24 protein-coding genes and 2 tRNA genes are annotated in these 19,177 nt (G+C 66.9%); 15 read left to right on the forward strand and 11 right to left on the reverse strand.

What is annotated here, in order from left to right; all coding sequences use genetic code 11:
* Positions 1 to 316: 316 nt before the first annotated feature.
* Entirely contained in the window at positions 317 to 1,708 is a 1,392-nt protein-coding gene (locus Q0925_RS05495) for a signal recognition particle protein Srp54 (protein ID WP_299332589.1), read from the reverse strand.
* A gap of 100 nt (positions 1,709 to 1,808) precedes the next feature.
* Between Q0925_RS05495 and map the strand changes: the two genes are divergently transcribed.
* Complete coding sequence (gene map / locus Q0925_RS05500) at positions 1,809 to 2,699, forward strand: type II methionyl aminopeptidase (protein WP_299332590.1); 891 nt, start codon at positions 1,809 to 1,811, stop codon at positions 2,697 to 2,699.
* Here the strand turns inward: map and Q0925_RS05505 are convergent.
* A complete protein-coding gene (locus Q0925_RS05505) occupies positions 2,696 to 2,896 on the reverse strand; it encodes a hypothetical protein (RefSeq protein ID WP_299332591.1) in 201 nt (66 codons plus the stop codon). The genes map and Q0925_RS05505 overlap by 4 nt on opposite strands.
* A gap of 180 nt (positions 2,897 to 3,076) precedes the next feature.
* On the opposite strand from Q0925_RS05505, the gene Q0925_RS05510 reads away from it, so the two are divergent.
* Positions 3,077 to 3,628, forward strand: coding sequence for an HIT family protein (locus Q0925_RS05510; protein WP_299332593.1), 552 nt, complete (start codon positions 3,077 to 3,079; stop codon positions 3,626 to 3,628).
* A gap of 73 nt (positions 3,629 to 3,701) precedes the next feature.
* Complete coding sequence (locus Q0925_RS05515) at positions 3,702 to 4,619, forward strand: cation diffusion facilitator family transporter (RefSeq protein WP_299332595.1); 918 nt, start codon at positions 3,702 to 3,704, stop codon at positions 4,617 to 4,619.
* A gap of 49 nt (positions 4,620 to 4,668) precedes the next feature.
* Here Q0925_RS05515 and Q0925_RS05520 read toward each other — a convergent pair whose 3' ends face one another.
* Genes Q0925_RS05520 through deoC form a run of 3 tightly spaced genes read right to left on the reverse strand, consistent with a single transcriptional unit; the run spans position 4,669 to position 6,959 of the window.
* The gene (locus Q0925_RS05520; protein WP_299332598.1) at positions 4,669 to 4,959 is read right to left on the reverse strand and encodes a PadR family transcriptional regulator; all 291 of its coding nucleotides are present in this window, start codon (positions 4,957 to 4,959) and stop codon (positions 4,669 to 4,671) included.
* A 49-nt stretch (positions 4,960 to 5,008) separates the two neighbouring features.
* Positions 5,009 to 6,265 carry a tRNA (N(6)-L-threonylcarbamoyladenosine(37)-C(2))-methylthiotransferase gene (locus tag Q0925_RS05525; protein ID WP_299332663.1) on the reverse strand — a complete coding sequence of 419 codons (1,257 nt, stop codon included), beginning with the start codon at positions 6,263 to 6,265 and terminating at the stop codon, positions 5,009 to 5,011.
* A 58-nt stretch (positions 6,266 to 6,323) separates the two neighbouring features.
* The gene (gene deoC / locus Q0925_RS05530; RefSeq protein ID WP_299332601.1) at positions 6,324 to 6,959 is read right to left on the reverse strand and encodes a deoxyribose-phosphate aldolase; all 636 of its coding nucleotides are present in this window, start codon (positions 6,957 to 6,959) and stop codon (positions 6,324 to 6,326) included.
* Positions 6,960 to 7,018: 59 nt separating this feature from the next.
* Here deoC and Q0925_RS05535 point away from each other — a divergent pair, with 59 nt between their 5' ends.
* The 3 genes from Q0925_RS05535 to Q0925_RS05545 are packed head-to-tail and all read left to right on the forward strand — an operon-like array spanning position 7,019 to position 9,236.
* On the forward strand, positions 7,019 to 7,831 hold the full coding sequence (locus Q0925_RS05535) for a DUF63 family protein (RefSeq protein ID WP_299332603.1): 813 nt from the start codon (positions 7,019 to 7,021) through the stop codon (positions 7,829 to 7,831).
* 42 nt (positions 7,832 to 7,873) lie between these two features.
* Positions 7,874 to 8,845 (forward strand): hypothetical protein, encoded by a 972-nt coding sequence (locus tag Q0925_RS05540; protein WP_299332605.1) that lies wholly within the window; start codon positions 7,874 to 7,876, stop codon positions 8,843 to 8,845.
* 46 nt (positions 8,846 to 8,891) lie between these two features.
* The gene (locus Q0925_RS05545) at positions 8,892 to 9,236 is read left to right on the forward strand and encodes a hypothetical protein (RefSeq protein ID WP_299332607.1); all 345 of its coding nucleotides are present in this window, start codon (positions 8,892 to 8,894) and stop codon (positions 9,234 to 9,236) included.
* A 108-nt stretch (positions 9,237 to 9,344) separates the two neighbouring features.
* Here Q0925_RS05545 and Q0925_RS05550 read toward each other — a convergent pair whose 3' ends face one another.
* A complete protein-coding gene (locus Q0925_RS05550) occupies positions 9,345 to 9,614 on the reverse strand; it encodes a HalOD1 output domain-containing protein (protein ID WP_299332609.1) in 270 nt (89 codons plus the stop codon).
* 258 nt (positions 9,615 to 9,872) lie between these two features.
* Positions 9,873 to 9,946, reverse strand: a tRNA-Val gene (locus Q0925_RS05555).
* 92 nt (positions 9,947 to 10,038) lie between these two features.
* On the opposite strand from Q0925_RS05555, the gene Q0925_RS05560 reads away from it, so the two are divergent.
* The 4 genes from Q0925_RS05560 to Q0925_RS05575 all read left to right on the forward strand — a co-directional run bounded on the left by Q0925_RS05560 (position 10,039) and on the right by Q0925_RS05575 (position 13,758).
* On the forward strand, positions 10,039 to 10,644 hold the full coding sequence (locus tag Q0925_RS05560; protein WP_299332611.1) for a DUF192 domain-containing protein: 606 nt from the start codon (positions 10,039 to 10,041) through the stop codon (positions 10,642 to 10,644).
* A 37-nt stretch (positions 10,645 to 10,681) separates the two neighbouring features.
* Complete coding sequence (locus Q0925_RS05565; protein ID WP_299332613.1) at positions 10,682 to 10,975, forward strand: DUF7538 family protein; 294 nt, start codon at positions 10,682 to 10,684, stop codon at positions 10,973 to 10,975.
* A gap of 61 nt (positions 10,976 to 11,036) precedes the next feature.
* Complete coding sequence (locus Q0925_RS05570; RefSeq protein ID WP_299332615.1) at positions 11,037 to 13,001, forward strand: ABC transporter ATP-binding protein; 1,965 nt, start codon at positions 11,037 to 11,039, stop codon at positions 12,999 to 13,001.
* Positions 13,002 to 13,032: 31 nt separating this feature from the next.
* On the forward strand, positions 13,033 to 13,758 hold the full coding sequence (locus tag Q0925_RS05575) for a creatininase family protein (protein ID WP_299332618.1): 726 nt from the start codon (positions 13,033 to 13,035) through the stop codon (positions 13,756 to 13,758).
* Here Q0925_RS05575 and Q0925_RS05580 read toward each other — a convergent pair whose 3' ends face one another.
* Positions 13,759 to 14,169, reverse strand: a complete 411-nt coding sequence (locus Q0925_RS05580; RefSeq protein WP_299332621.1) for a DUF5790 family protein — start codon at positions 14,167 to 14,169, stop codon at positions 13,759 to 13,761.
* 98 nt (positions 14,170 to 14,267) lie between these two features.
* Positions 14,268 to 14,603 (reverse strand): dihydroneopterin aldolase family protein, encoded by a 336-nt coding sequence (locus Q0925_RS05585; RefSeq protein WP_299332624.1) that lies wholly within the window; start codon positions 14,601 to 14,603, stop codon positions 14,268 to 14,270.
* 86 nt (positions 14,604 to 14,689) lie between these two features.
* Between Q0925_RS05585 and azf the strand changes: the two genes are divergently transcribed.
* Together azf and Q0925_RS05595 are read left to right on the forward strand one after the other, a co-directional pair.
* Complete coding sequence (azf, locus tag Q0925_RS05590; protein WP_299332627.1) at positions 14,690 to 15,478, forward strand: NAD-dependent glucose-6-phosphate dehydrogenase Azf; 789 nt, start codon at positions 14,690 to 14,692, stop codon at positions 15,476 to 15,478.
* Between the two features lie 2 nt (positions 15,479 to 15,480).
* On the forward strand, positions 15,481 to 15,618 hold the full coding sequence (locus tag Q0925_RS05595; protein ID WP_299332630.1) for a hypothetical protein: 138 nt from the start codon (positions 15,481 to 15,483) through the stop codon (positions 15,616 to 15,618).
* A gap of 8 nt (positions 15,619 to 15,626) precedes the next feature.
* Here Q0925_RS05595 and Q0925_RS05600 read toward each other — a convergent pair whose 3' ends face one another.
* Entirely contained in the window at positions 15,627 to 16,244 is a 618-nt protein-coding gene (locus Q0925_RS05600; RefSeq protein ID WP_299332632.1) for a DUF309 domain-containing protein, read from the reverse strand.
* 76 nt (positions 16,245 to 16,320) lie between these two features.
* Here Q0925_RS05600 and Q0925_RS05605 point away from each other — a divergent pair, with 76 nt between their 5' ends.
* A complete protein-coding gene (locus Q0925_RS05605; protein ID WP_299332634.1) occupies positions 16,321 to 16,737 on the forward strand; it encodes a hypothetical protein in 417 nt (138 codons plus the stop codon).
* A gap of 151 nt (positions 16,738 to 16,888) precedes the next feature.
* Here the strand turns inward: Q0925_RS05605 and Q0925_RS05610 are convergent.
* Positions 16,889 to 16,961: transfer RNA gene (locus Q0925_RS05610), tRNA-Arg, on the reverse strand.
* A 115-nt stretch (positions 16,962 to 17,076) separates the two neighbouring features.
* Here Q0925_RS05610 and Q0925_RS05615 point away from each other — a divergent pair.
* Both Q0925_RS05615 and Q0925_RS05620 read left to right on the forward strand, forming a co-directional pair.
* Positions 17,077 to 17,523: a hypothetical protein gene (locus Q0925_RS05615; RefSeq protein WP_299332637.1), complete on the forward strand. Its 447-nt coding sequence runs from the start codon at positions 17,077 to 17,079 to the stop codon at positions 17,521 to 17,523.
* A gap of 110 nt (positions 17,524 to 17,633) precedes the next feature.
* The gene (locus tag Q0925_RS05620) at positions 17,634 to 19,130 is read left to right on the forward strand and encodes a single-stranded DNA binding protein (RefSeq protein ID WP_299332640.1); all 1,497 of its coding nucleotides are present in this window, start codon (positions 17,634 to 17,636) and stop codon (positions 19,128 to 19,130) included.
* Positions 19,131 to 19,177: the final 47 nt, after the last annotated feature.

A 19,177-nucleotide genomic window follows, 5' to 3' on the forward strand; every position in this document is an offset into this window, starting at 1 on the left:
GGACGAGCACAAGAAGGCCTTCGACCGCGCGCAGGTCGGCGCGCATGCCCCCCAAAACGAGTCCGGCAACGAGGCCGCCGACGAGGCTGGCACCGAGGGCGGGAAGCGCCTCCCGGTACGCCTCGGCCGCTACCTCGCGGACGGTCATCGTCGGGTGCAACGGGGGCCGGCCTCAAAAGTCAGGTGGACCGGCCGGCGACCGGGGGGTCGGCAACGACGGTGGGACACACGGAGGCCGACACGGTCGGATCCGAGGGTGCGGTCGAAAAAACCGATCGTGGGCGTTCGACGGAAGCGCCCTGTCCTGTCGGCCGTTCTACCCGAACGGTCCCATCCCGCCCATGCCGCCCATGCCGCCGCCGTCGCCCTGTTGGAGTTTCTTCATCATCCGCTGCATGTCGCCGTCGCCCATCCCTTGGAACTGCTTGATGGTGCGGTCCATCATCTTGTGTTGTTCGAGGAGTTCGCGGATCAGTTCCTCGTCGACACCGCTGCCGCGGGCGATACGCTCGACGCGGGACTGGCCGATGCTCCGTGGGTTCTCCAACTCCTCTTCGGTCATCGAGTCCATGGCGACATCGAAGGTTCGCATCCGATCCTGGGTGACGTCCATGGCGTCATCGGGGAGTTGGTCCATCAGCCCGCCGCCCATACCGGGGATCATGTCCATCACCTGATCCAGCGGTCCCATGTTGTTCATCGCCTCCATCTGCTTTTGCATGTCCTTGAGCGTGAACGACCCGTCCATGATGTCCTGTGGGTCCCAGTCGTCGTCCTCCTCGGTCGTCTCGGCCATCGCACGCTCGACACGCTCCGAGAGCTGTTTGAGATCGCCCATCCCCAGCAGTCGGGAGATGAAGCCGTCGGGTTCGAACCGTTCGACATCCTGAACCGTCTCGCCAGTGCCGAGAAAGGCAATAGAGGACTCGGTTTCGTTGACCGCGGTGAGCGCGCCGCCGCCCTTCGCGGTGCCGTCGAGTTTCGTGATGACGACGCCGTCGATGCCGATGGACTCGTCGAACTGTGTGGCCTGCTCTTTGGCCCCCTGACCGATGGCGGCGTCGAGAACGAGCAACGAGCGGTCGGGATCGACCGCCGAGTCGATCTCCTCGATTTCGGCGATCAGGTCGTCTTCGAGAGCGTGTCTCCCCGCGGTGTCGACGATGTGAACGTCGGCATCGGCGGTCGCTTCGAGACCGTCGCGGGCGATCCGGACGGGGTCGTCGCCCTCGGGGTCGCCGTAGAAGCTCACCTCGGCGTGGTCGGCCATCTGCTCTGCCTGTTCGTAGGCGCCGGGGCGGAAGGTGTCGGTCTGGATGACCGCAGGACGCAGCCCCTTTTTCGAGAACCACCACGCCATCTTCGCCGCGGAGGTGGTCTTTCCGGAGCCTTGGAGGCCCGCGAGCAGGATCGTCTGTGGTTCGAGCGGGAGCTTCGTCGACTCGCCGATCAGGTCGACGAGTTCCTCGTAAACGATCTTCAGGACGTGATCGCGCGCGCTCGTCCCGCCCGGCGGCTCCTCCTCCAAAGCACGTGTCTCGATCGAGTCCGAAAGCGACATCACGAGGTTCACGTCCACGTCGGCTTGAAGCAGGGAGCGCTGAATCTCCTTGACCACCTCCTCGACGTCGTCCTCATCGAGGCGGGACTTCCCCTGTAACGTCGAGAGCGTGCCGCGCAGGGAGCTTCCGAGGTTGTCGAGCACCATTGTTGGGCCACGGTACGCACCCGGTCGGCTAAAGGCTTGTTCACCCAGCCGCGACCGGCGATCCCGCAACCTCTTTCCGCTGCTCACGCCAACAAAGACCATGAGCGTAGGACCCCTCGACGACGAGACCGTCGAGAAGTATCGCCGAGCGGGCGAGGCGTTGCGGACCGTTCTCGACGAGGCAGCGGCGATGATCGAACCGGGCGTGACCCACCTCGAGGTCGCGGAACACGCCGAGGAGCGGATCTACGAACTGGCCGACGGTCCCGCATTCCCGGTCAACATCAGCATCGACGAGGAGGCCAGTCACTCGACGCCGAGCCGCGACGACGACACCGAGTTCGACGACGGGATGGTGTGTTTGGACATCGGTGTCCACGTCGACGGCTACATCGCAGACGCCGCGACAACGGTCGACCTGTCCGGAACCCCCGAACTCGTGGAGGCGGCCGAGGAAGCACTGGACGTGGCCGTCGACGCCGTCGGCCCCGGCGTCGACACCGGAACGATCGGCGGCGAGATAGAGGATGTGATCCGGGGGTACGGCTACACGCCCGTTCTCAACCTCTCCGGCCACGGTGTCGAACAGTGGGACGCCCACACGGGGCCAAACGTCCCGAACCGCGGCGTCGACCGGGGCCACGAACTCGAGGTCGGTGACGTGATCGCCGTCGAACCGTTCGCCACCGACGGCCGGGGGAAGGTGGGCGAGGGGAGCAAAGAGGAGATTTACGGCCTCGAGCGCGAGCGATCGGTCCGCAACCGGCAGGCCCGGCAGGTGCTCGAACAAGTGACAGAGGAGTATCGGACGCTCCCTTTCGCCGCCCGATGGCTCGGCGTTTCGCGGGCGGAGATGGCGCTCCGCCGACTCAAGCAAAACGACGTCGTTCACGGCTACCCCGTGTTGAAGGAAGCGGACGGTCGCCTCGTCAGTCAGGCGGAACACACGCTCATCGTCACCGAGAACGGGTGTGAGGTAACGACCGCTTAGGCGTCGTTCATCCGCTGGATCGACTCGGATTCACAGACGCCACAGACGGCGACTCGATACGGTTCGCGGGAGAACGCGGCGTTCGACGACGCAGGGTTCTCGGTCCGGATCTCTACCCGGACGAAATGTCTGGTTTCGCGTCCACAGTCGGAACACGGTTCGAGGGTGGCGTCTGGGTCCGGTCGTTTCGCCTTCATCGAATTACTCTACCGACGGCGGGTGTATAAGCCCCGACGACGGTTAATCCGGATTAAATCCGGGTAGCCTCCGACTTATACCCCTTCTCACCCATGAGAATCACCCTCATGTCGGATATCCGTCCGAGGGCGGCCGTCTCAGAGCCGATAATATAAGCCAGTGGCCCTCTCCGCCCCTGTATGGACCAACTGTTCGCACCGTGGCGGATCGAGTGGGTCGCTCGCGATAAAAGCGCGGACGACATCGACGGCTGCCCGTTCTGTGTCCTGCCTGACCGGGACGCCGACCGGGAGAGTCGGATCGTCGCCCGCAGCGACCACGCGTTCGTTATCCTGAACAACTACCCGTACACCCCCGGTCACGTCATGGTCGTCCCGTACCGCCACGACGGCGATTACGGCGCACTCGACGGCGCGGAACTCCTCGATCACGCCCGCCTCAAACAACGGACGTTCGCGGCGATGCGCGAGGCGTTCGACCCCGACGGGTTCAACGCCGGTCTCAATCTCGGCGGCCCGGCTGCCGGTGGCTCGATCGACGAGCATCTCCACACCCATATCGTGCCCCGGTGGTCGGGCGACACCAACTTCATGCCCGTTGTCTCGGACACGACGGTGATCGTCGAGGCCGTCGACGAAACGTACGAACGGCTCCGTGAAGCCGTCGCGGCCCTGCCCGGAGCGACGACGGCGGACGAGGACCGCGCGGTCACGTTCTCGTTTGGGGAGTAGCCCGAGCCGACCCCCGTGTCGTGCACCCTCGATGGTACCGTTTATATACGTCTGTCCCCTTGTAGAAGGTCACATGGCGGAGGACCGGTCAGGCTTTCTCAAGGCCTCGTGGGTCAACGTGGCCTCGAACGTCATCAAGATCGGCGTCGAGGGAAGCTTGGGTGTTTTTTCGGGCAGTTTGGCGCTTATGGCCGACGCCGCCCACTCCGTTGCCGACCTGCTTGCGAGCGCGGTGGTCCTCGTCTGGGGTCGGATCGTCTACGACGACCCCGACGCGACACATCCCCACGGACACGAGCGGTTCGAACCCCTCTCGGCGTTGTTCGTTGGCGGCGTCCTCATACTCCTCGGGGTGAAACTGTTGTATGACTCCGGGAACGCCCTGCTCACCGGCCCCGAAGCCGAGTACAGCGCGGTTCTCGTCGCCGGTCTCCTGTTCGCACTCGTCGACCGCTACGCCTGTTACTGGTACACCTGTCTCATCAACCGAGAGGTGCACTCGCCGGGACTGCGTGCGCTGGCGGCCGACAGCAAAAACGACATCTACACCACCCTCGCCGCGTTCGTCGGTGTCGGCGGGATGGCGCTTGGGTACCCGATCCTCGATCCCATCGCCGGAGGGATGGTGAGCCTGCTCGTCGTCTACCAAGGGGTCGACATTTCGCGGGAGAACCTGCGGTATCTCTCCGACAGCGCACCGCCGGACGAGGAGCGCGAGCGGATCGAGACGGCGATCCGGTCCCACCCCGAGGTCCGGGGCGTCCACGACTTCGTGGCCTACTACTCCGGCCACGTGATCGAGGTGGAGTTCCACGCCGAGATCGACGGGAGCCACTCGCTGGCCGAGGCCCACGACATCGAGACGGAGCTTCGGGAACGTGTCCGCGAGATCGAACCCGTCTCCGACGTCCACGTCCACCTCGACCCCTCGGGGCTCGGGGAGTGGAAGGACGCGGCCGACCGATCCTCCGCGTCGACGACGGCCCGGTAGTGCCGATCCGGTCAAGTCCGGCCTCAAGCTCCTAGCGACCTGTACGGGGTCACCCGCTCCGAGACTCCGGCAACGCCGACGACACCCAGTCGTAGTGGTCGAAAAGCGCCCGCCGGCCGGCATCGGTGAGTTCGTACCGGTCGTGGAGCCCCTCGACCGTCTTGTCGAGGTGGCCGCCGTCGGTCAGGGCCTCCAGTGCGCCGTAGAAGGTCGCGGGGTCGAGTCGGTCGTCGTAGCTGGACTCGACCGCGGCCTTACACTCCTGTGCCGTCGTCGACCCCTCGCTCGCGACGACGACACAGATGTCGCGCCTGAGGCCGCTCCGGAGCCACTTGGCCATAGCCGTTCTCGGCGGGCCGGGGGGAAAACGCCATCGGGGCTGAACCCGGTCAAACCGGCCGGCCGAAGACGTACATCGTCTCGTGGGCCGTGACCTCGACCTCAAGGGTGTCGCCGGGGGCGACACCACGGGCCTCGGCGTCCTGGACGATCACCTGCCGATAGGCCCCGTCGCGACACTTCACCGAGTCGCCCGTTCCCGGCCGGACCGCGAGCACCTCGCGGCGCTCGCCCACCATCGACTCGTGGGCCTCGGCCACCACCTCGCGTTTCAGTTCCGACATCGCCTTGGAGCGCTCCTTTTTAACCGTCCCACCCAGCCCCTTCATCTCGGCGGCGTCGGTGCCCGGCCGCTTCGAGAAGCGGGTGACGTTGATCTTCTCCGGGCGCACCTCGCTCAGGAGGTTCATGCTCAGTTCGTGGTCGGCGTCGGTTTCGGTGGGAAAGCCGACGATAAAGTCCGTCGACAGCGTCCACTCCTCGAGACGGTCATCGAAGGTGTCGACGACCTCGCGGAACTCCTCGACCTCGTGTTGGCGGCGCATATCGGTCAGTACGTCGTCGGAGCCGGACTGGACGGGCGCGTGCAGGAAGTTGTAGATGGTCTCGTTGGTTGCGAAGACGTCTGCGAGGTCCTCCCGGACACCGTGGACGCCTTTCGGGTTGGCCATCCCGACACGAACCCGGAAGTCGCCGTCGATATCGCAGATGCGGCTCAGAAGCTCTGGGAGGAGGCTCTCGCCTTGGTTCCGGTCCCAGCCGTAGACACCGGTGTCCTGTCCGGTGATGCGGAGTTCCTTCGCGCCGGCGTGGACGAGGGCGCGTGCCTTCTCGACGTTCTCCTCGACCGTCGGGGAGTCGATCCGACCGGTCGCCCGCTTGGTGATGCAGTACGAACAGTCGCTCATACAGCCCCGGGCGATGGGGAGAATGCCGATCACGCCGTCGAGAACCGGTTCGGCGTCCGGCGTGGTGGTGGGACATTCGCCGTTCATCGCCGCCGCGGGAACCTCTTCCCAGTGGACCACGTCGGCGTCGACACCGGCCTCGGCGAACGCCTCGCCCTGTGCCAGCGCCATACAGCCGGTGACAACGAGGTCGCCCGCCTCGGCTTCGAGCTCCTCCGCCCGTCGGAGCATGTTGCGCTCCGTCTTCTCGACGACCGTACAGGTGTTGAGGATGGCCACGTCCGCCTCGGCCGGGCCATCGGCGGGGCGGTGACCGCCGTCGCGCAGACGGCGTTCTATCGTCCGGCTCTCGCCGCGGTTGGCCGTACACCCGTACGTCTCGATGTGGTAGCGAGCCATTTCGACTGTACTGATAGTTACGCGCACGCGGAGAAAAACGCGACGGTCCGAGACGGAACTACACCGTCTCGAACCCCTCGACGAGAGCGACCCCCGCCGACGCGCCGATGCGTTCCGCCCCCGCCGTAAGCATCGACCGTGCCTCGGCGTACGTGTCGATCCCGCCGCTCGCTTTCACGGGAAGATACTCCGCAAGCAGTTCCACGTCGGTGACCGCCGCCGGCCCGGAGAGGCCGGTGCCCGTCTTGAGGTAGTCGGCGTCGGCGTCGACGGCCGCCTCGGCCGCCCGGTGCAGTTCCGCGTCGGGAAGCAGCGGCGCCTCGACGATGACCTTCACCGGCGTCGGCACCGAGGCGACGAGTTCGGACAGTTCGTCCGTCACGGCGTCGGTCTTGCCGGCTTTCAGCCGGCCGACGTTCATCACGACATCGAGTTCGTCCGCACCGTCCTGCCACGCGGCGACCGCCTCCGCCTGTTTCACCTCGGGGGTGTGCTGGCCGTGCGGGAAGCCGATCACGGTCGCGGTCGTCACCTCGGGGGCGACTGCCGCGGCGTCGGCGAGATAACACGGCGGGACGCAGGCGTTCGTGCCGTGTTCCGCCGCCTCTGCAACGACGCGCCGGGCGTCGGCCGGCGTCGTCTCCGGACCGAGAACGGTGTGGTCGACGCGCGCGGCGAACTCGTGGCGTTCCATGGGATGCTCTCGTCCCCTCGGAGCGTAAGGCTTTCCCGACGACCCGTCGCCCTTTCGTTATGGCAATCCTCCCAGCGGGATTCGCCCTGCCGCCACTGCCCTACCTGATCGTGCTCCTCGCCGGTCTCGCCGGTGTGGGCTGGCTTCTCGCTCGGCGGCGTCCGGCGGTGACCGAGCGGGCCGTTCTCGCGTTCGTGCCGTGGATCGTTCTCGGCGCCGCGCTGCACGTCCTCTATGTCGTCGAGGCGCTCCCGGCGACGGTTCGGCCGCTGGCCGGGACCCCGTCGGTGTACCTCACCGTCGCCCTCGCCGCCGGGGTGGCGTGGCTTGCCATCGACCGTGGCGACGAGGGCCGGACCGCGAGGCGTCTCGGGGTCGTCGGCGGCCTCACCGTTCTCCCGGCCGTCGGCGCGGCCCTCGCCGTCGGTGTCGGTCGAGGGTCGCTCGCACTCGCACCCGTCGGCGGTATCATCGTCGTGGCGGCCGTCGTCACCGTGGCCGCGTGGGCGCTGCTCCGACGGATCCGCCCCGGCGTGTCGGTCACCGGGCGGGTCGGCCTGCTCGCACTCGCCGCCCACGCCCTCGACGGCGTCTCGACGGGCGTCGGCGTCGACCTTCTCGGGTTCGGCGAGCGGACGCCGTTGTCTCGGCTGGTCATCGAGTTCGCGGCCGGGCTTCCCACCGCACCCCTGATCGGGAGCGGCTGGCTGTTCGTTCTCGTGAAACTCGCCGTCGCGGGGACCGTCGTCGTCGCGCTGGCGGAGACGGTGCGTGAGACACCGACCGAGGGCCGACTCCTGCTCGGGTTCGTCGCCGCCGTTGGCCTCGGTCCCGGCGTCCACAACCTCTTGTTGTTCGCTGTCGTCGGGTGACGGGGGAACGACTATAAGTCAGCCCGGATACAATGTCGGTCGATGGATAGGCGCACGTACCTTCGGGGCACCGTCGCGGCACTCGCCGCGGCGGCGAGTGGGCTCGCCGGCTGTTCGGAGTCCGACCCGTCGACGACAACAACGACAGGTGAGACGACGGCCACGGCGACAGCGACGCCGGCCCCGACGGCCACGGCGACCCCGACCCCCGGGGACCGGTCGCTCCAGCCCTACCCGTCGTGGCTGGTCGCCCCGACGGAGCCGACGCCACACACCTACGAATTCACCACCCTCTCGTTGTCCGCCGTCCGCGCCGACGCCGATCCGACCTTTGTCGAGCAACTCGACAGATACTGGGAGCAACGGGCCGAGTCGTTTTTCGGCGTTTCGGTCCCCGTCGACGATATCGACGCCGTTCTCACCGTGAACCACTCGGCGGTCGCCAACGAGTCGTTTCGCGTCCTCGGCGGCGGGTTCGACCCCGGCGCGTTGCGGCCCGCGCTCCGCGAGGCCGGCTTCGAGGCCAACGGCCGGGTTGACGACCTCCAGCGGTTCGTCCGCACGGTGGAGGGTCGGACCCGGGTGTTCGGTCTCCACCCGGACGTGATCGTCACGATCAGCGCGAGCGAGGACGCAGACGCTCCGCTGGAGGCGGCCATCGAGCAACACGAGGCAGGCGAGCGCCGAACGGGGGTCGACGAGGGGTTAGCGACGCTGATCGGCCACTTCGGCGAGGCCGACTACCGCACCGGGCGCGAACTCGAAGCCAAAATCGACGAGGACTTTCCGCTGAACGGGGCGGTGGCCACCGGCCGTCGGCTGGACGTTCAAGGGGAGACGACGTGGTCCGAGCGGACCTACGTCTTCGATCCGGAGGCAACGGTCGACCGTGCGGGGATCGAGAAGGGAATCGAGCGACGACACGTCGGTCAGCCGATCGAGGAGTACAGCCGCGACGGGCGGATCGTCACCGTCGCGGGCGAGGTGGAGAACTCGCTGATCCGTCTGCTGTGAGCCAAGGGGCCGGAAGGCCCTTAGCCCCGAGGGTCGAACCGGCTCCATGCACACCAGACGGGCCGTCGTCGGAGGTGTCAGCACGGCGCTGACCGTCGGACTGGCCGGTTGTGGGGCGCTCGCCTCGCCGGAGCCAACCGTCACCGAGACGGAGATCGACGGCGGACTCGAGGCGCTGATCGGCGAGACGGACGTGTACGTCGTCGTCCGAAACGACGGCGCGGCCGGCGACATCGAGGTGACGATGGAACTGCTCGATGAGGATGAGGTCGTGCTTTACGAGGACAGCCACACGGTGGCGTTCGATGCCGACGAGACCAAGCGGGTAACGTTCTCGGTCGACGTGCCCGAGGACACCAGCCAGGTTGCGGCGGCGGCGAGTGCGGCGTAGGGTATGGACGCGGTGTGTTCGGGGGACTGCGGGCAGTGTTCACCCTCGTTCCCGTCCGACCACGGCCGGTTCGACGTGTCTGTCCCGAGGAGTTCGGGCGGGGCGGTCTCAGCGGTGTGACTCGATTTTGATTATCGGGTCCCCGTTTCTGTCGGCGGTGATGGTGGCCGTTGTCGTGTCCGCCTCGAACTGGAGGGACATCCGGAGGTTGTGTTCCTGAAACAGCATATCGAGTGCGTCCGTGTTGATGTCCTCGCTGATGACCCACTTCTGGTCGAGTACGTCCTCGTCGTGTGCGCGTGCGATGGCCGTCACGACGGCCGTGCTCAGCGCCTCACTGTCGTCCGGTTCGTAGTAGAACTCCGCCGTGTTCGCCATACGTGTAACTCGACCGCCGGTATGAAGCGTGTTGTTACCGGGATATGACCACATAGGTACCTGTGTCGAGCGCGGCCGGCCCGGAACGCGGCCGGCGACGGCTTCAGCCGGGTCGCAGAGTGGACGGTTCGCCACGCTCGGTGTCGCGGTGTCGAACCAGACGGAGATGCGCTCCCGCCGGTTGTCGTGTGTGGCTCGTTTCCCCGTGTGGCCTGCCCTCGGTATCGGACCCCCGTTCGCCGTTGCTCGTGGGGATAATGGGCTCGGGCGGAGTCGAACCACCGATCTCGGCCTTGTAAAGGCCGCGTCATAACCAACTAGACCACGAGCCCTCGTCGCGAACACCGGCCCCCGGCGGAATAACGGTTTCTGTCTCGCCTCGCGAAACGTTTAGGCCCGCCCCGTCCGACTACCTCACCATACCATGCGTCGCCGAACCGCCGTCGCGACCGGACTCACCTTCGTCGCCGTTCTCGGCGGCTGTGCCGGCCTCGGAACGGCCCCCGAGTCGAGCACAACCGGAACCGAAACCGGATCCGGATCCGGATCCGGACCCGGAACCCCCACACCCGACGGGGACACCACGCCCACGCCCACGTCCAATGCGTCGGCGACGCCGGTTTCGACCCCCGGCAACGACTACGAGACGACGACGGTCGACCTCGTCGACGCGGACGGGACGCGGTTGGCGACGGTCGATGCCTGGATCGCCGACTCGTACCCGAAACGCTACACCGGCCTGAGCGACACGAGCGCACTCGAAAACGGCCAGGGAATGTTGTTCGTTCACGATCAGGAGGGGACCCACGCCTACGTGATGCGGGAGATGGCCTTCCCGCTGGATATGGTGTTTATCGCCGCGAACGGCACGATCACAACGATCCACCACGCGCCGTTGCCCTCGGAGGACTCGGATGGAGGCCTCACGAGGTACTCCGGTCGCGCGAAGTACGTCCTCGAGGTGCCGATGGGGTATACGAACGAGACGGGCGTCGAGGTCGGTGACCGGGTCGTGATCGAGAACGCGTGACCGAAAGAGCCACCCGACACTGACACCACGGATGTGCATGGGCGAGGAGGGTGGGACCGGAACGCCGGGCGAACTGGAGGCACTGTCCGAACGGGAGGGATGGCGCGTCGAGGGGTTCGCGGCGCGGGTTCACTACCGTGGCGAGAACGACCGGTACGCGGTCGAGTACTACGCGCCGAGCGGGTGTGTGCTCTACTGGAAGGTGAAAGGCGACGGCGAGACGGCGGTGCCGGTGGGCCGGGGAACGGTGCCCGATCCCCTGCGGGAACGGGTTCGGATCGACCTCAAGGCGGCGGGCGTCGATCCGTCCGTCGAGGGGCGGACGTTGTAGGGCCGCCGGTCCGGAACACAGCCGGGTCAGTCTTTTATCTGTCGGTCACCGAGTGGTGGTGATGGAGGTTCCCGACGAGGACGACCCCTTCGAGGAGCAACGGGATCGGACGGCCAATCCGATGCGCCGTCTGTTCGCCGGGTACGGCCAAGAGCGCCGTGGCGTGTTCGGCATCGGGGTCGTCGCCAGCATCCTCGCGCGGATGTTGGACCTGCTCCCACCGCTTCTGTTGGGCATCGCGGTCGACGCCATCTTTCTCGACGAGGGCCCGTTTTCGTTCCCGCTGGTGCCCGACCGGTGGCTACCGACGGACCCGGAACAACAGTTCTGGCTGATCATCGGTATCGTGTTGTTCTCGTTTCTGGGCGGGGCGACCCTGCACTGGGTGCGAAACTGGGGGTGGAACCGCTTCGCACAACACGTGCAACACGCCATCCGGACGGACACGTACGACGCGATGCAACGGCTGAACATGACCTTTTTCTCCGACAAGCAGACCGGGGAGATGATGTCCGTTCTCTCGAACGACGTCAATCGGTTGGAACGCTTCCTCAACGACGGGCTGAACTCCGCGTTCCGTCTCGGTGTGATGGTCGTTGGCATCGCCGCGCTGTTGTTCTGGATGAACCCACAACTCGCGGTCGTCGCACTGGCCCCCGTCCCACTGATCGCCGTTTTCACCTACCGGTTCGTCGAGAATATCCAGCCCAAATACGCCGAGGTGCGGTCGACGGTCGGGCAGGTCAACTCCAGATTGGAAAACAACCTCGGCGGGATCCAGGTCATCAAGACGTCGAACACCGAGGGGTACGAGGCCGACCGCGTCGAGGAGGTGTCGGGCGACTACTTCGACGCCAACTGGAACGCGATCGAGACGCGGATCAGGTTCTTCCCGGGCCTCCGGGTGCTCGCCGGATTGGGGTTTGCGCTCACCTTCACCATCGGCGGCCTCTGGGTGTTCCAAGGCGCGGGGCCGTGGTTCTTTACCGGCACGCTCCGGCCCGGCGAGTTCGTTTCGTTCATTCTTTACACCCAGCGGTTCATCTGGCCGATGGCCCAGTTCGGCCAGATCATCAACATGTATCAGCGGGCGTACGCGTCCGCGGCCCGGATCTTCGGATTGATGGACGAGAACGCGGGGATCGACGAGCGAACCGATGCGGCGGACCTCGTCGTCACCGAGGGCCGCGTCGAGTACGACGACGTGACCTTCAGCTACGACGAGGAGGCGATTCTCGACGGGGTTTCCTTCGGGGCCGAGGGCGGGGACACTCTCGCGCTGGTCGGTCCCACAGGGGCGGGGAAATCGACGGCGTTGAAACTCCTTCTCCGGATGTACGACGTCGATTCGGGGGCAATCCGGGTCGACAACGAGGATATCAGCGACGTGACGGTGACGAGTCTCCGGGACGCCATCGGCTACGTCAGCCAAGAAACGTTTCTCTTCTATGGCACCGTCCGCGAGAACATCACCTACGGCACGTTTGACGCCGACGACGAGGCGGTGATCGAGGCCGCAACGGCCGCCGAGGCCCACGAGTTCATCACCAATCTGCCCGACGGCTACGACACCATGGTCGGGGAGCGCGGCGTGAAACTGTCGGGGGGCCAGCGCCAGCGTCTCACCATCGCGCGAGCGATGCTCAAAGATCCCGAGATCCTGATCCTCGACGAGGCGACCAGCGACGTCGACACGGAGACGGAGATGCTGATCCAGCGGTCGCTCGATCGGCTGACCGCCGACCGGACGACGTTCGTCATCGCCCACCGCCTCTCGACGGTGAAGGACGCAGACCGGATCGTCGTTCTCGACGACGGCCGGGTGCGGGAGCGTGGCACACACGAGGATCTGCTCGCTTCGGACGGGCTCTACGCCAGCCTCTGGGGCGTGCAGGCGGGCGAAATCGACGACCTTCCCGAGGAGTTCGTCGAACGGGCCACCCGGCGGGGAGCGAAAGCGGAGGTCGACGGCGAGGAGTACGACGCCGCGAGCGGCCGGCCCGCGGTCGGCGACGGCGACGACTAGAGTTGAAGCCCCTTGGGCCCGGACGGGAGGTATGCGACTCACCGACGCCACGTGGACGGACGTTCAGAGCACCGACGCCGACCTCGCCGTTCTGCCGGTCGGCAGCACCGAACAACACGGCCCGCACGCGCCGCTGGGGACCGACGCCCTCCACGCGGAGACGGTCGCCGAGGCGGGCGCGGAGCGGCACGACGGGGAGGTGGTCGTCGCACCGACGGTCCCTATCGGCGTCGCGGAGGAACACCGCGACTTCGCGGGGACACTCTGGGTGTCGCCCGACACGTTTCGGAGTTACGTCCGGGACGTGGTCGGCAGTCTCGCCCACCACGGCATGGATCGGGTGGTCGTCGTCAACGGCCACGGTGGGAACGTTCCCGCGCTGGGCGAGGTGACCGCGACGATTTCGCGTCACGACGACGCCTACACCGTCCCGTTCACCTGGTTCAAGGCGGTCGGCGACCACGGGTCCGAGATGGGCCACGGCGGGCCACTGGAAACGGCGCTGTTGCGCGCGACACACCCCGACCTCGTGCGGGAAGAACGGATCGAGAAGGCCCGCGAAGGGGCCAGCGAGGGCTGGGGGGACTGGCTTTCGGGGACGAACCTCGCTCACGACTCGGCGGAGTTCACCGAGAACGGCGTCGTCGGCGACCCGGACGCAGGTGACGCCCACCTCGGGGAAACACTGCTCGACCGCTCCGCGGACGCGCTGGCGAGACTACTAGCGGGCGTCGAAACGCGACCGGTTTCGCGGTGATCACGCGTCGTTCGCCGGGTCGTCGTCGAGATTCCGAAGCGTCCCGCGGAGTTCCGGCACGGCGTTCGTGAGGTCGCTCACGTCGTCGTGGGCGTCGCCGATCGACTCGATCAGCGTCTCCAACTCCTCGATGGCCGCCGCGAGGTCGGCGGCGTCGTCGAAGGCGTCGGCGCGGTCACCCATGGTGTACCACTTTTTTGCCTGTCGGAGGTGGTCCTCGGCGTCGCCGGCGTCGAGCGCCGACCGGAGGCCGTTCAACACCCCGAGGACGTTGTCGGCGTCGGCCGCCCAGACCTCGTCGGGGTCGGGGAGTTCCGCGCGGGCCTTTCCGAGATGTTCCTCCACGTCCGCGCGCACCTCGGCCGCCGCCTCGCCGAAGAGTTCGTCGTCGCCGAGCGTCGTCTGACTCATACCCGATCGTTCGCCGCCGTGTGAGTTAAACGCACGCCCGAAAGTGAAAGTGAACGCGGGCGTGGACGTGGGCGCGAACGTGAAATCGACTGGCGGCGTCAGTCGACGTCGACGAGGCGCATCAGCGGGTATCCGTCGCGCATCGTCATCTCGGTGTCGACGACGATACCCTCGTACTCGATTCGCATCTCGACCTCCATGAACCGGCCCGTGAGTTCGACGTAGCCGTGATCGTCGGCGGCGTCGAGTAGCGCCGCCTCGTCGATGTCGACGGTCACGGCCACACAGAACGGTTGGTTCTCGATGGCGTTCTCCATCGCGCGTTCGAGGCTCCCGGCGCTGTCGGGCGAGACGGGCGTGCCGGCGAACTGATGATAGAGCGATCCGAACTTGATCCCCGCCTCGAAACAGGCGTGTTGGGGGTCGCTGGCCATGGGTGCCCGAGGGGCCGGCGTGGGTAAGCCCTGTCGGCGCGTGGAACCGGTCATTACTTGGGTTCGGTGGTCCCAATACCGTCCGAATGGACGACCCGGTGTTACTGACTGGCGCGGGCGGGCGCGTCGGACAGGCCATCCTGCACGGGATCGGCGACACCTACGACTGGCGGCTGCTCGACCGGGAACCGTTGTCGAGCGACCGCCTCCCGCTGGGCGTCGACGAGGACGACGTCGTCGTCGCGGACGTAACCGACAGAACGGCCGTGGTCGGCGCGATGGCGGACGTCGGAGCCGTGATCCACCTCGCGGGCGATCCCCGACCGGAAGCACCGTGGAACTCGGTGTTGGAGAACAACATCGACGGCACGCAGACGGTGTTCGAGGCGGCGGTCGAAGCCGGCGTCGAGAAGGTGGCCTTTGCCTCCTCGAACCACGCCGTCTCGGCCTACGAGACCGACGCACGCACCCCCGAGATGTACCGCACCGACGACGACCACCTGCTCACCGGAAGCGAACTCCCCCGCCCTGGCAACCTCTACGGCGTGAGCAAGGCCGCGGGCGAGACGCTCGGCCGCTACTACCACGACGTCGAGGGGCTTTCGGTGGTCTGTGTCCGCATCGGCAACCTCACCCAGGGCCACCCGCCACGCAACTACGAGCGCGGACAGGCCATGTGGCTCTCACATCGCGACTGTGCCCACCTCTTCGACCGTTGTATCCGGGCCGACTACGGGTACGAAATCGTCTACGGGATCTCCGACAACGAGCGAAAGTACTACTCCATCGACCGTGCCCGCGAGGTGCTCGGCTACGACCCAGACGACGACTCGGCGGCGTACACGCTGGCGGGCGAGCCAAGAGACGAGGCGTGACGGTGACCGAGCCGGAGCGGCGAAAGGTACTCGACGCTTACGCCGCAGATGCTTGTATGGATCGCCAACAACTCATGGCGCTCGTGCTTGTCTTCCTGATGGTGTTTTCGTCGCTTGCGTACGCCGTCTCGGTGATCTGAACGCGGGGTCAGTCGAACAGTCCGGCCGCGTCGTCGTGTTCCCGGTCCCGGCGGTCGACGTGATGGCGCAGTCGTCGGGCGACGAGCGCCCGGTTGGGCTCCTCGGCGGTAACGAACTCGAAGAGCGGGCCGGTAAACAACGTCCGGTCGCCGCTGGCGACCTCCTCGCGGGCGTAGGCAACCGCCCGGTCGACCGTCGCCTTGTCGTACTCGTGTTCGGCCGCGATGGCCGGCGCGGCCGCGGCAACGCCCTCGAACGCGAGATCCGCGAGCCGAAGCCGCTGTCGCTTATACCGGAGCGGTGGGGGACGGCGACGCTCGATAACCGCCGGATCTGTCGCGAGCGTCGCCATGGCGCGGCGCGGCGCGGCGACGTCGACGCCGCGGTACGGGGTATCGAGGCCGTCGAGATAGTCGCCGGCGCTGGCGGCGAGTCCCGTCGCTCCGCCCCAGTTGCCGGTTCGGGCGTGGTAGATCGCCGCGGTGAACTGGATAAGCCCGTGGAGCAGTCGCTCGTCGTCGGTCCCCGCCTCCAGGTCGAGCCACTCACCCTCCCACGGGTCGTGTGCGGCGTGGTGTTCGCCGGCGTTGTAAAGGGCGATTCCGGCGCGGAGTGCCGCGTCCATGCCCGGCCATTGACCGCCGAGGCTGAAAAGTCATCGCGCCGTAACCGACATGTTTCGTGAGATGGTACCGTACAACATGAACGAAGCTGAACCGGACGAACTGACCGACGTCGAACGCGAGGCACTACACGAGGTGGAACTGGGTGTCGAGCATATCCACCGGGCACACGGCCAACTCGTTTCGTTTCACCACAGCACCGGCCGGGCGATGGACCACCTGGCGACCGCCGAGCGGTTGCTCCGCGAGGCCGGCCACGAGCGACCGGCGAACCGCCTGCGCGACGAACACCTACCGCGGGGCGTTCTGCCGTCGTGTGGGGACGACCCGTCGGGTCGGTGGTCGTACGACGTTCTCGAGACGTTCCAGTCGACGCTCCTCGACAGCGTGGTGACGTTCGGTGACCGGGTCCACGACCGGGTTGCCGACGGTCGGCGACACGTCGCCGAGCGCCGACAGGAGGCGGCGTGGAAGCACCGGGCGCGGTCGGAGTGAGAGAGCTCGGCCGCTCAGAGTACTGTGGTCCGTCTCTGCCGACGGCCCGCCGCGCTCGTCGGTGTGGTGTCAGCAGGAGTGCCCCGAGGGGGTCCCGCGCGCGGTGGCGCAGAGCATACGCGGGCGTACGCGAAAAGAGACACAGGAGGAACGTCCTGACGGAGATTTGAACTCCGGTCCCTGGCTCCGCAAGCCAAGAGGATAGTCCACTACCCTACCAGGACTCATACGCTTCTATCGGGGAGTGGTTTAAGACGGTTACGATCCGTTCGCGACGGTCGGTCAAACAACAGTTTGTGGGTCCCGAAGAAGTATGTCATCGCCGGTCGACACGGGGATATGGATCGGCGGACCCTGCTCCGGGCGACTCCCCTCGGCCTCGTGGCCCTTTCTGGCTGTGTCGGTGCGCCGGGGGGCGGAGGCGGTGGCCCGGACCGAACCGACGGAGTGACCGATCGGACGCTCCGTGATACGGGTCGGTGCGAGACCCCCGAGACGGCGGCGGTGAGCGTCTCGAGGACACGGGTTCGGGTCAAGGGCTGTGTTACGGGACCGAACGGCTGTGCGGTCGCCGCCCTCGGGCCGACGACGGTCGAAGCCGACCGGGTGACCGTGGTCGTCACGACGCGGCGCGACGCGCCGCCCGACACCGCCTGTACGGAGGCACTCATCTACCGTGGGTACATCGCGAGGGTGACGGTGGCTCAGGAACCGACGGCGGTCCGGGTCGTCCACGACCCCCCGGGGGGTCGGCAGACGGTCACCGAGTGGCCCGAAGCTTCATAACCGAGACCGGGCCGAACGTCGGCCGTGTCCACACACCGATCGAAAGACCGAAGCGCCGCGTTCGGCCAAGGACAACGCTTAACCGGAGGGTTCGCCTGTTGCACGGTACGATGGGTGTAATCGAGGACGTGTACGAGGACCTCGACACCGACGTGGCGTTCGAGGAGTTCGAGGCCGCCGTCCACGACAAGGTCGAGCAGATGGGGGGGCTCGCCGACGAGGAGACGGCGGCGATGCTCATCGCCCACGAACTGGAAGACGAGGAGGTGAGCGGCATCGCGGATATCGAACCCGGGATGGACGAGGTGAAGTTTCTCGGGAAGGTCGTCGGTATCGGCGAGTTACGGACGTTCGACCGCGACGACACGGACAGGGACGCCAGCGAGAACGGCGAGGGTGACGGCGACGGCGATGGCGAGTCCGGGGAGGAGGGCCGCGTCATCAACGTCGAGGTGGCGGACGAGACCGGACAGATCCGGGTGGCGTTCTGGGACCGTATGGCCCAGTCCATCGCGGACGACGAACTCGCGGTCGGCGAGGTCCTCCGGATCAAGGGCCGGCCACAGGAAGGGTACAGCGGCGTCGAGGTGAGCGCGGATCAGGCGGAACCGGATCCCGATGCCGAGGTCGACGTACAGATACACGACACCTACCGCATCGAGGATCTCTCGCTCGGTCTGTCGGACGTGAACCTCCAAGGACGGGTGTTATCGACCGATTCGGTCCGGACGTTCGACCGCGACGACGGTTCAGAGGGCCGGGTCGCCAACCTGACTCTCGGCGACGAGACGGGACGCGTCAGGGTGACGCTGTGGGACGAGAAGGCCGACCGGGCCGCGGAACTCGATCCCGACACCTCGGTCGAGGTTGTCGACGGCTACGTCCGCGAACGCGACGGCGACCTCGAACTCCACGTGGGGTCTCGGGGGGCGGTCGAGGAGATCGACGAGGAGATCACCTACGACCCGGAAACGACGGCCGTCGGCGACCTCGAACTCGGGGAGACGGCCGATCTGGCCGGCGGCGTCATCGAGACCGATCCAAAACGGACGTTCGACCGCGACGACGGTTCGGAGGGACAGGTGCGCAACGTCCGAATCAAAGACGAGACCGGCGACATCCGGGTCGCGCTCTGGGGTGAGAAGGCCGACCTTGATATCGACCTCGCGGACTACGTCGTCGTCACCGACGCCGAGATTCAAGAAGGATGGAAAGACGACCTGGAGGCATCCGCCGGGTGGCGGTCCACGGTGGCCGTGACCGATCCGCCGGCGGACGCACCGGGTGCCGACGCCGGCGGTGACGCCGGCACGGACCCAGCGGGCGGTGGCGGCAGTCCGGGACTGGGCACCTTCGGCGACGACGCGGGCGGGGACGGGGCAACAACCCAAAACGACACCGACGTTGCGACGGACGGTGCCACCGATGCCGACGAGGGGCGTGTCCAGTTCACCGGGACGGTCGTCCAGGCGGGCGATCCGGTCGTTCTCGACGACGGGGCGGAGACGCGAAGCGTCGAGACGGACGCCGACCTCCGTCTCGGTGAGGAGGTGACGGTCCGTGGGCCGCTCCGAGACGGACGGATCGACGCCGACGAGGTACACTAACCGCTGTACCGACGGAAAGGATTATACGCGCCACGGACACGTATCGG

It is taken from the genome of Haloplanus sp., from assembly GCF_028275055.1.
Taxonomy (GTDB): Archaea; Halobacteriota; Halobacteria; order Halobacteriales; family Haloferacaceae; genus Haloplanus.

Bases quoted from the DNA above. Each gene is read 5' to 3' on its own strand.
- Q0925_RS05495 (WP_299332589.1), bottom strand. From the start codon at position 1,708: ATGGTGCTCGACAACCTCGGAAGCTCCCTGCGCGGCACGCTCTCGACG.
- map (WP_299332590.1), top strand. From the start codon at position 1,809: ATGAGCGTAGGACCCCTCGACGACGAGACCGTCGAGAAGTATCGCCGA.
- Q0925_RS05505 (WP_299332591.1), bottom strand. From the start codon at position 2,896: ATGAAGGCGAAACGACCGGACCCAGACGCCACCCTCGAACCGTGTTCC.
- Q0925_RS05510 (WP_299332593.1), top strand. From the start codon at position 3,077: ATGGACCAACTGTTCGCACCGTGGCGGATCGAGTGGGTCGCTCGCGAT.
- Q0925_RS05515 (WP_299332595.1), top strand. From the start codon at position 3,702: ATGGCGGAGGACCGGTCAGGCTTTCTCAAGGCCTCGTGGGTCAACGTG.
- Q0925_RS05520 (WP_299332598.1), bottom strand. From the start codon at position 4,959: ATGGCCAAGTGGCTCCGGAGCGGCCTCAGGCGCGACATCTGTGTCGTC.
- Q0925_RS05525 (WP_299332663.1), bottom strand. From the start codon at position 6,265: ATGGCTCGCTACCACATCGAGACGTACGGGTGTACGGCCAACCGCGGC.
- deoC (WP_299332601.1), bottom strand. From the start codon at position 6,959: ATGGAACGCCACGAGTTCGCCGCGCGCGTCGACCACACCGTTCTCGGT.
- Q0925_RS05535 (WP_299332603.1), top strand. From the start codon at position 7,019: ATGGCAATCCTCCCAGCGGGATTCGCCCTGCCGCCACTGCCCTACCTG.
- Q0925_RS05540 (WP_299332605.1), top strand. From the start codon at position 7,874: ATGGATAGGCGCACGTACCTTCGGGGCACCGTCGCGGCACTCGCCGCG.
- Q0925_RS05545 (WP_299332607.1), top strand. From the start codon at position 8,892: ATGCACACCAGACGGGCCGTCGTCGGAGGTGTCAGCACGGCGCTGACC.
- Q0925_RS05550 (WP_299332609.1), bottom strand. From the start codon at position 9,614: ATGGCGAACACGGCGGAGTTCTACTACGAACCGGACGACAGTGAGGCG.
- Q0925_RS05560 (WP_299332611.1), top strand. From the start codon at position 10,039: ATGCGTCGCCGAACCGCCGTCGCGACCGGACTCACCTTCGTCGCCGTT.
- Q0925_RS05565 (WP_299332613.1), top strand. From the start codon at position 10,682: ATGGGCGAGGAGGGTGGGACCGGAACGCCGGGCGAACTGGAGGCACTG.
- Q0925_RS05570 (WP_299332615.1), top strand. From the start codon at position 11,037: ATGGAGGTTCCCGACGAGGACGACCCCTTCGAGGAGCAACGGGATCGG.
- Q0925_RS05575 (WP_299332618.1), top strand. From the start codon at position 13,033: ATGCGACTCACCGACGCCACGTGGACGGACGTTCAGAGCACCGACGCC.
- Q0925_RS05580 (WP_299332621.1), bottom strand. From the start codon at position 14,169: ATGAGTCAGACGACGCTCGGCGACGACGAACTCTTCGGCGAGGCGGCG.
- Q0925_RS05585 (WP_299332624.1), bottom strand. From the start codon at position 14,603: ATGGCCAGCGACCCCCAACACGCCTGTTTCGAGGCGGGGATCAAGTTC.
- azf (WP_299332627.1), top strand. From the start codon at position 14,690: ATGGACGACCCGGTGTTACTGACTGGCGCGGGCGGGCGCGTCGGACAG.
- Q0925_RS05600 (WP_299332632.1), bottom strand. From the start codon at position 16,244: ATGGACGCGGCACTCCGCGCCGGAATCGCCCTTTACAACGCCGGCGAA.
- Q0925_RS05605 (WP_299332634.1), top strand. From the start codon at position 16,321: ATGAACGAAGCTGAACCGGACGAACTGACCGACGTCGAACGCGAGGCA.
- Q0925_RS05615 (WP_299332637.1), top strand. From the start codon at position 17,077: ATGGATCGGCGGACCCTGCTCCGGGCGACTCCCCTCGGCCTCGTGGCC.
- Q0925_RS05620 (WP_299332640.1), top strand. From the start codon at position 17,634: ATGGGTGTAATCGAGGACGTGTACGAGGACCTCGACACCGACGTGGCG.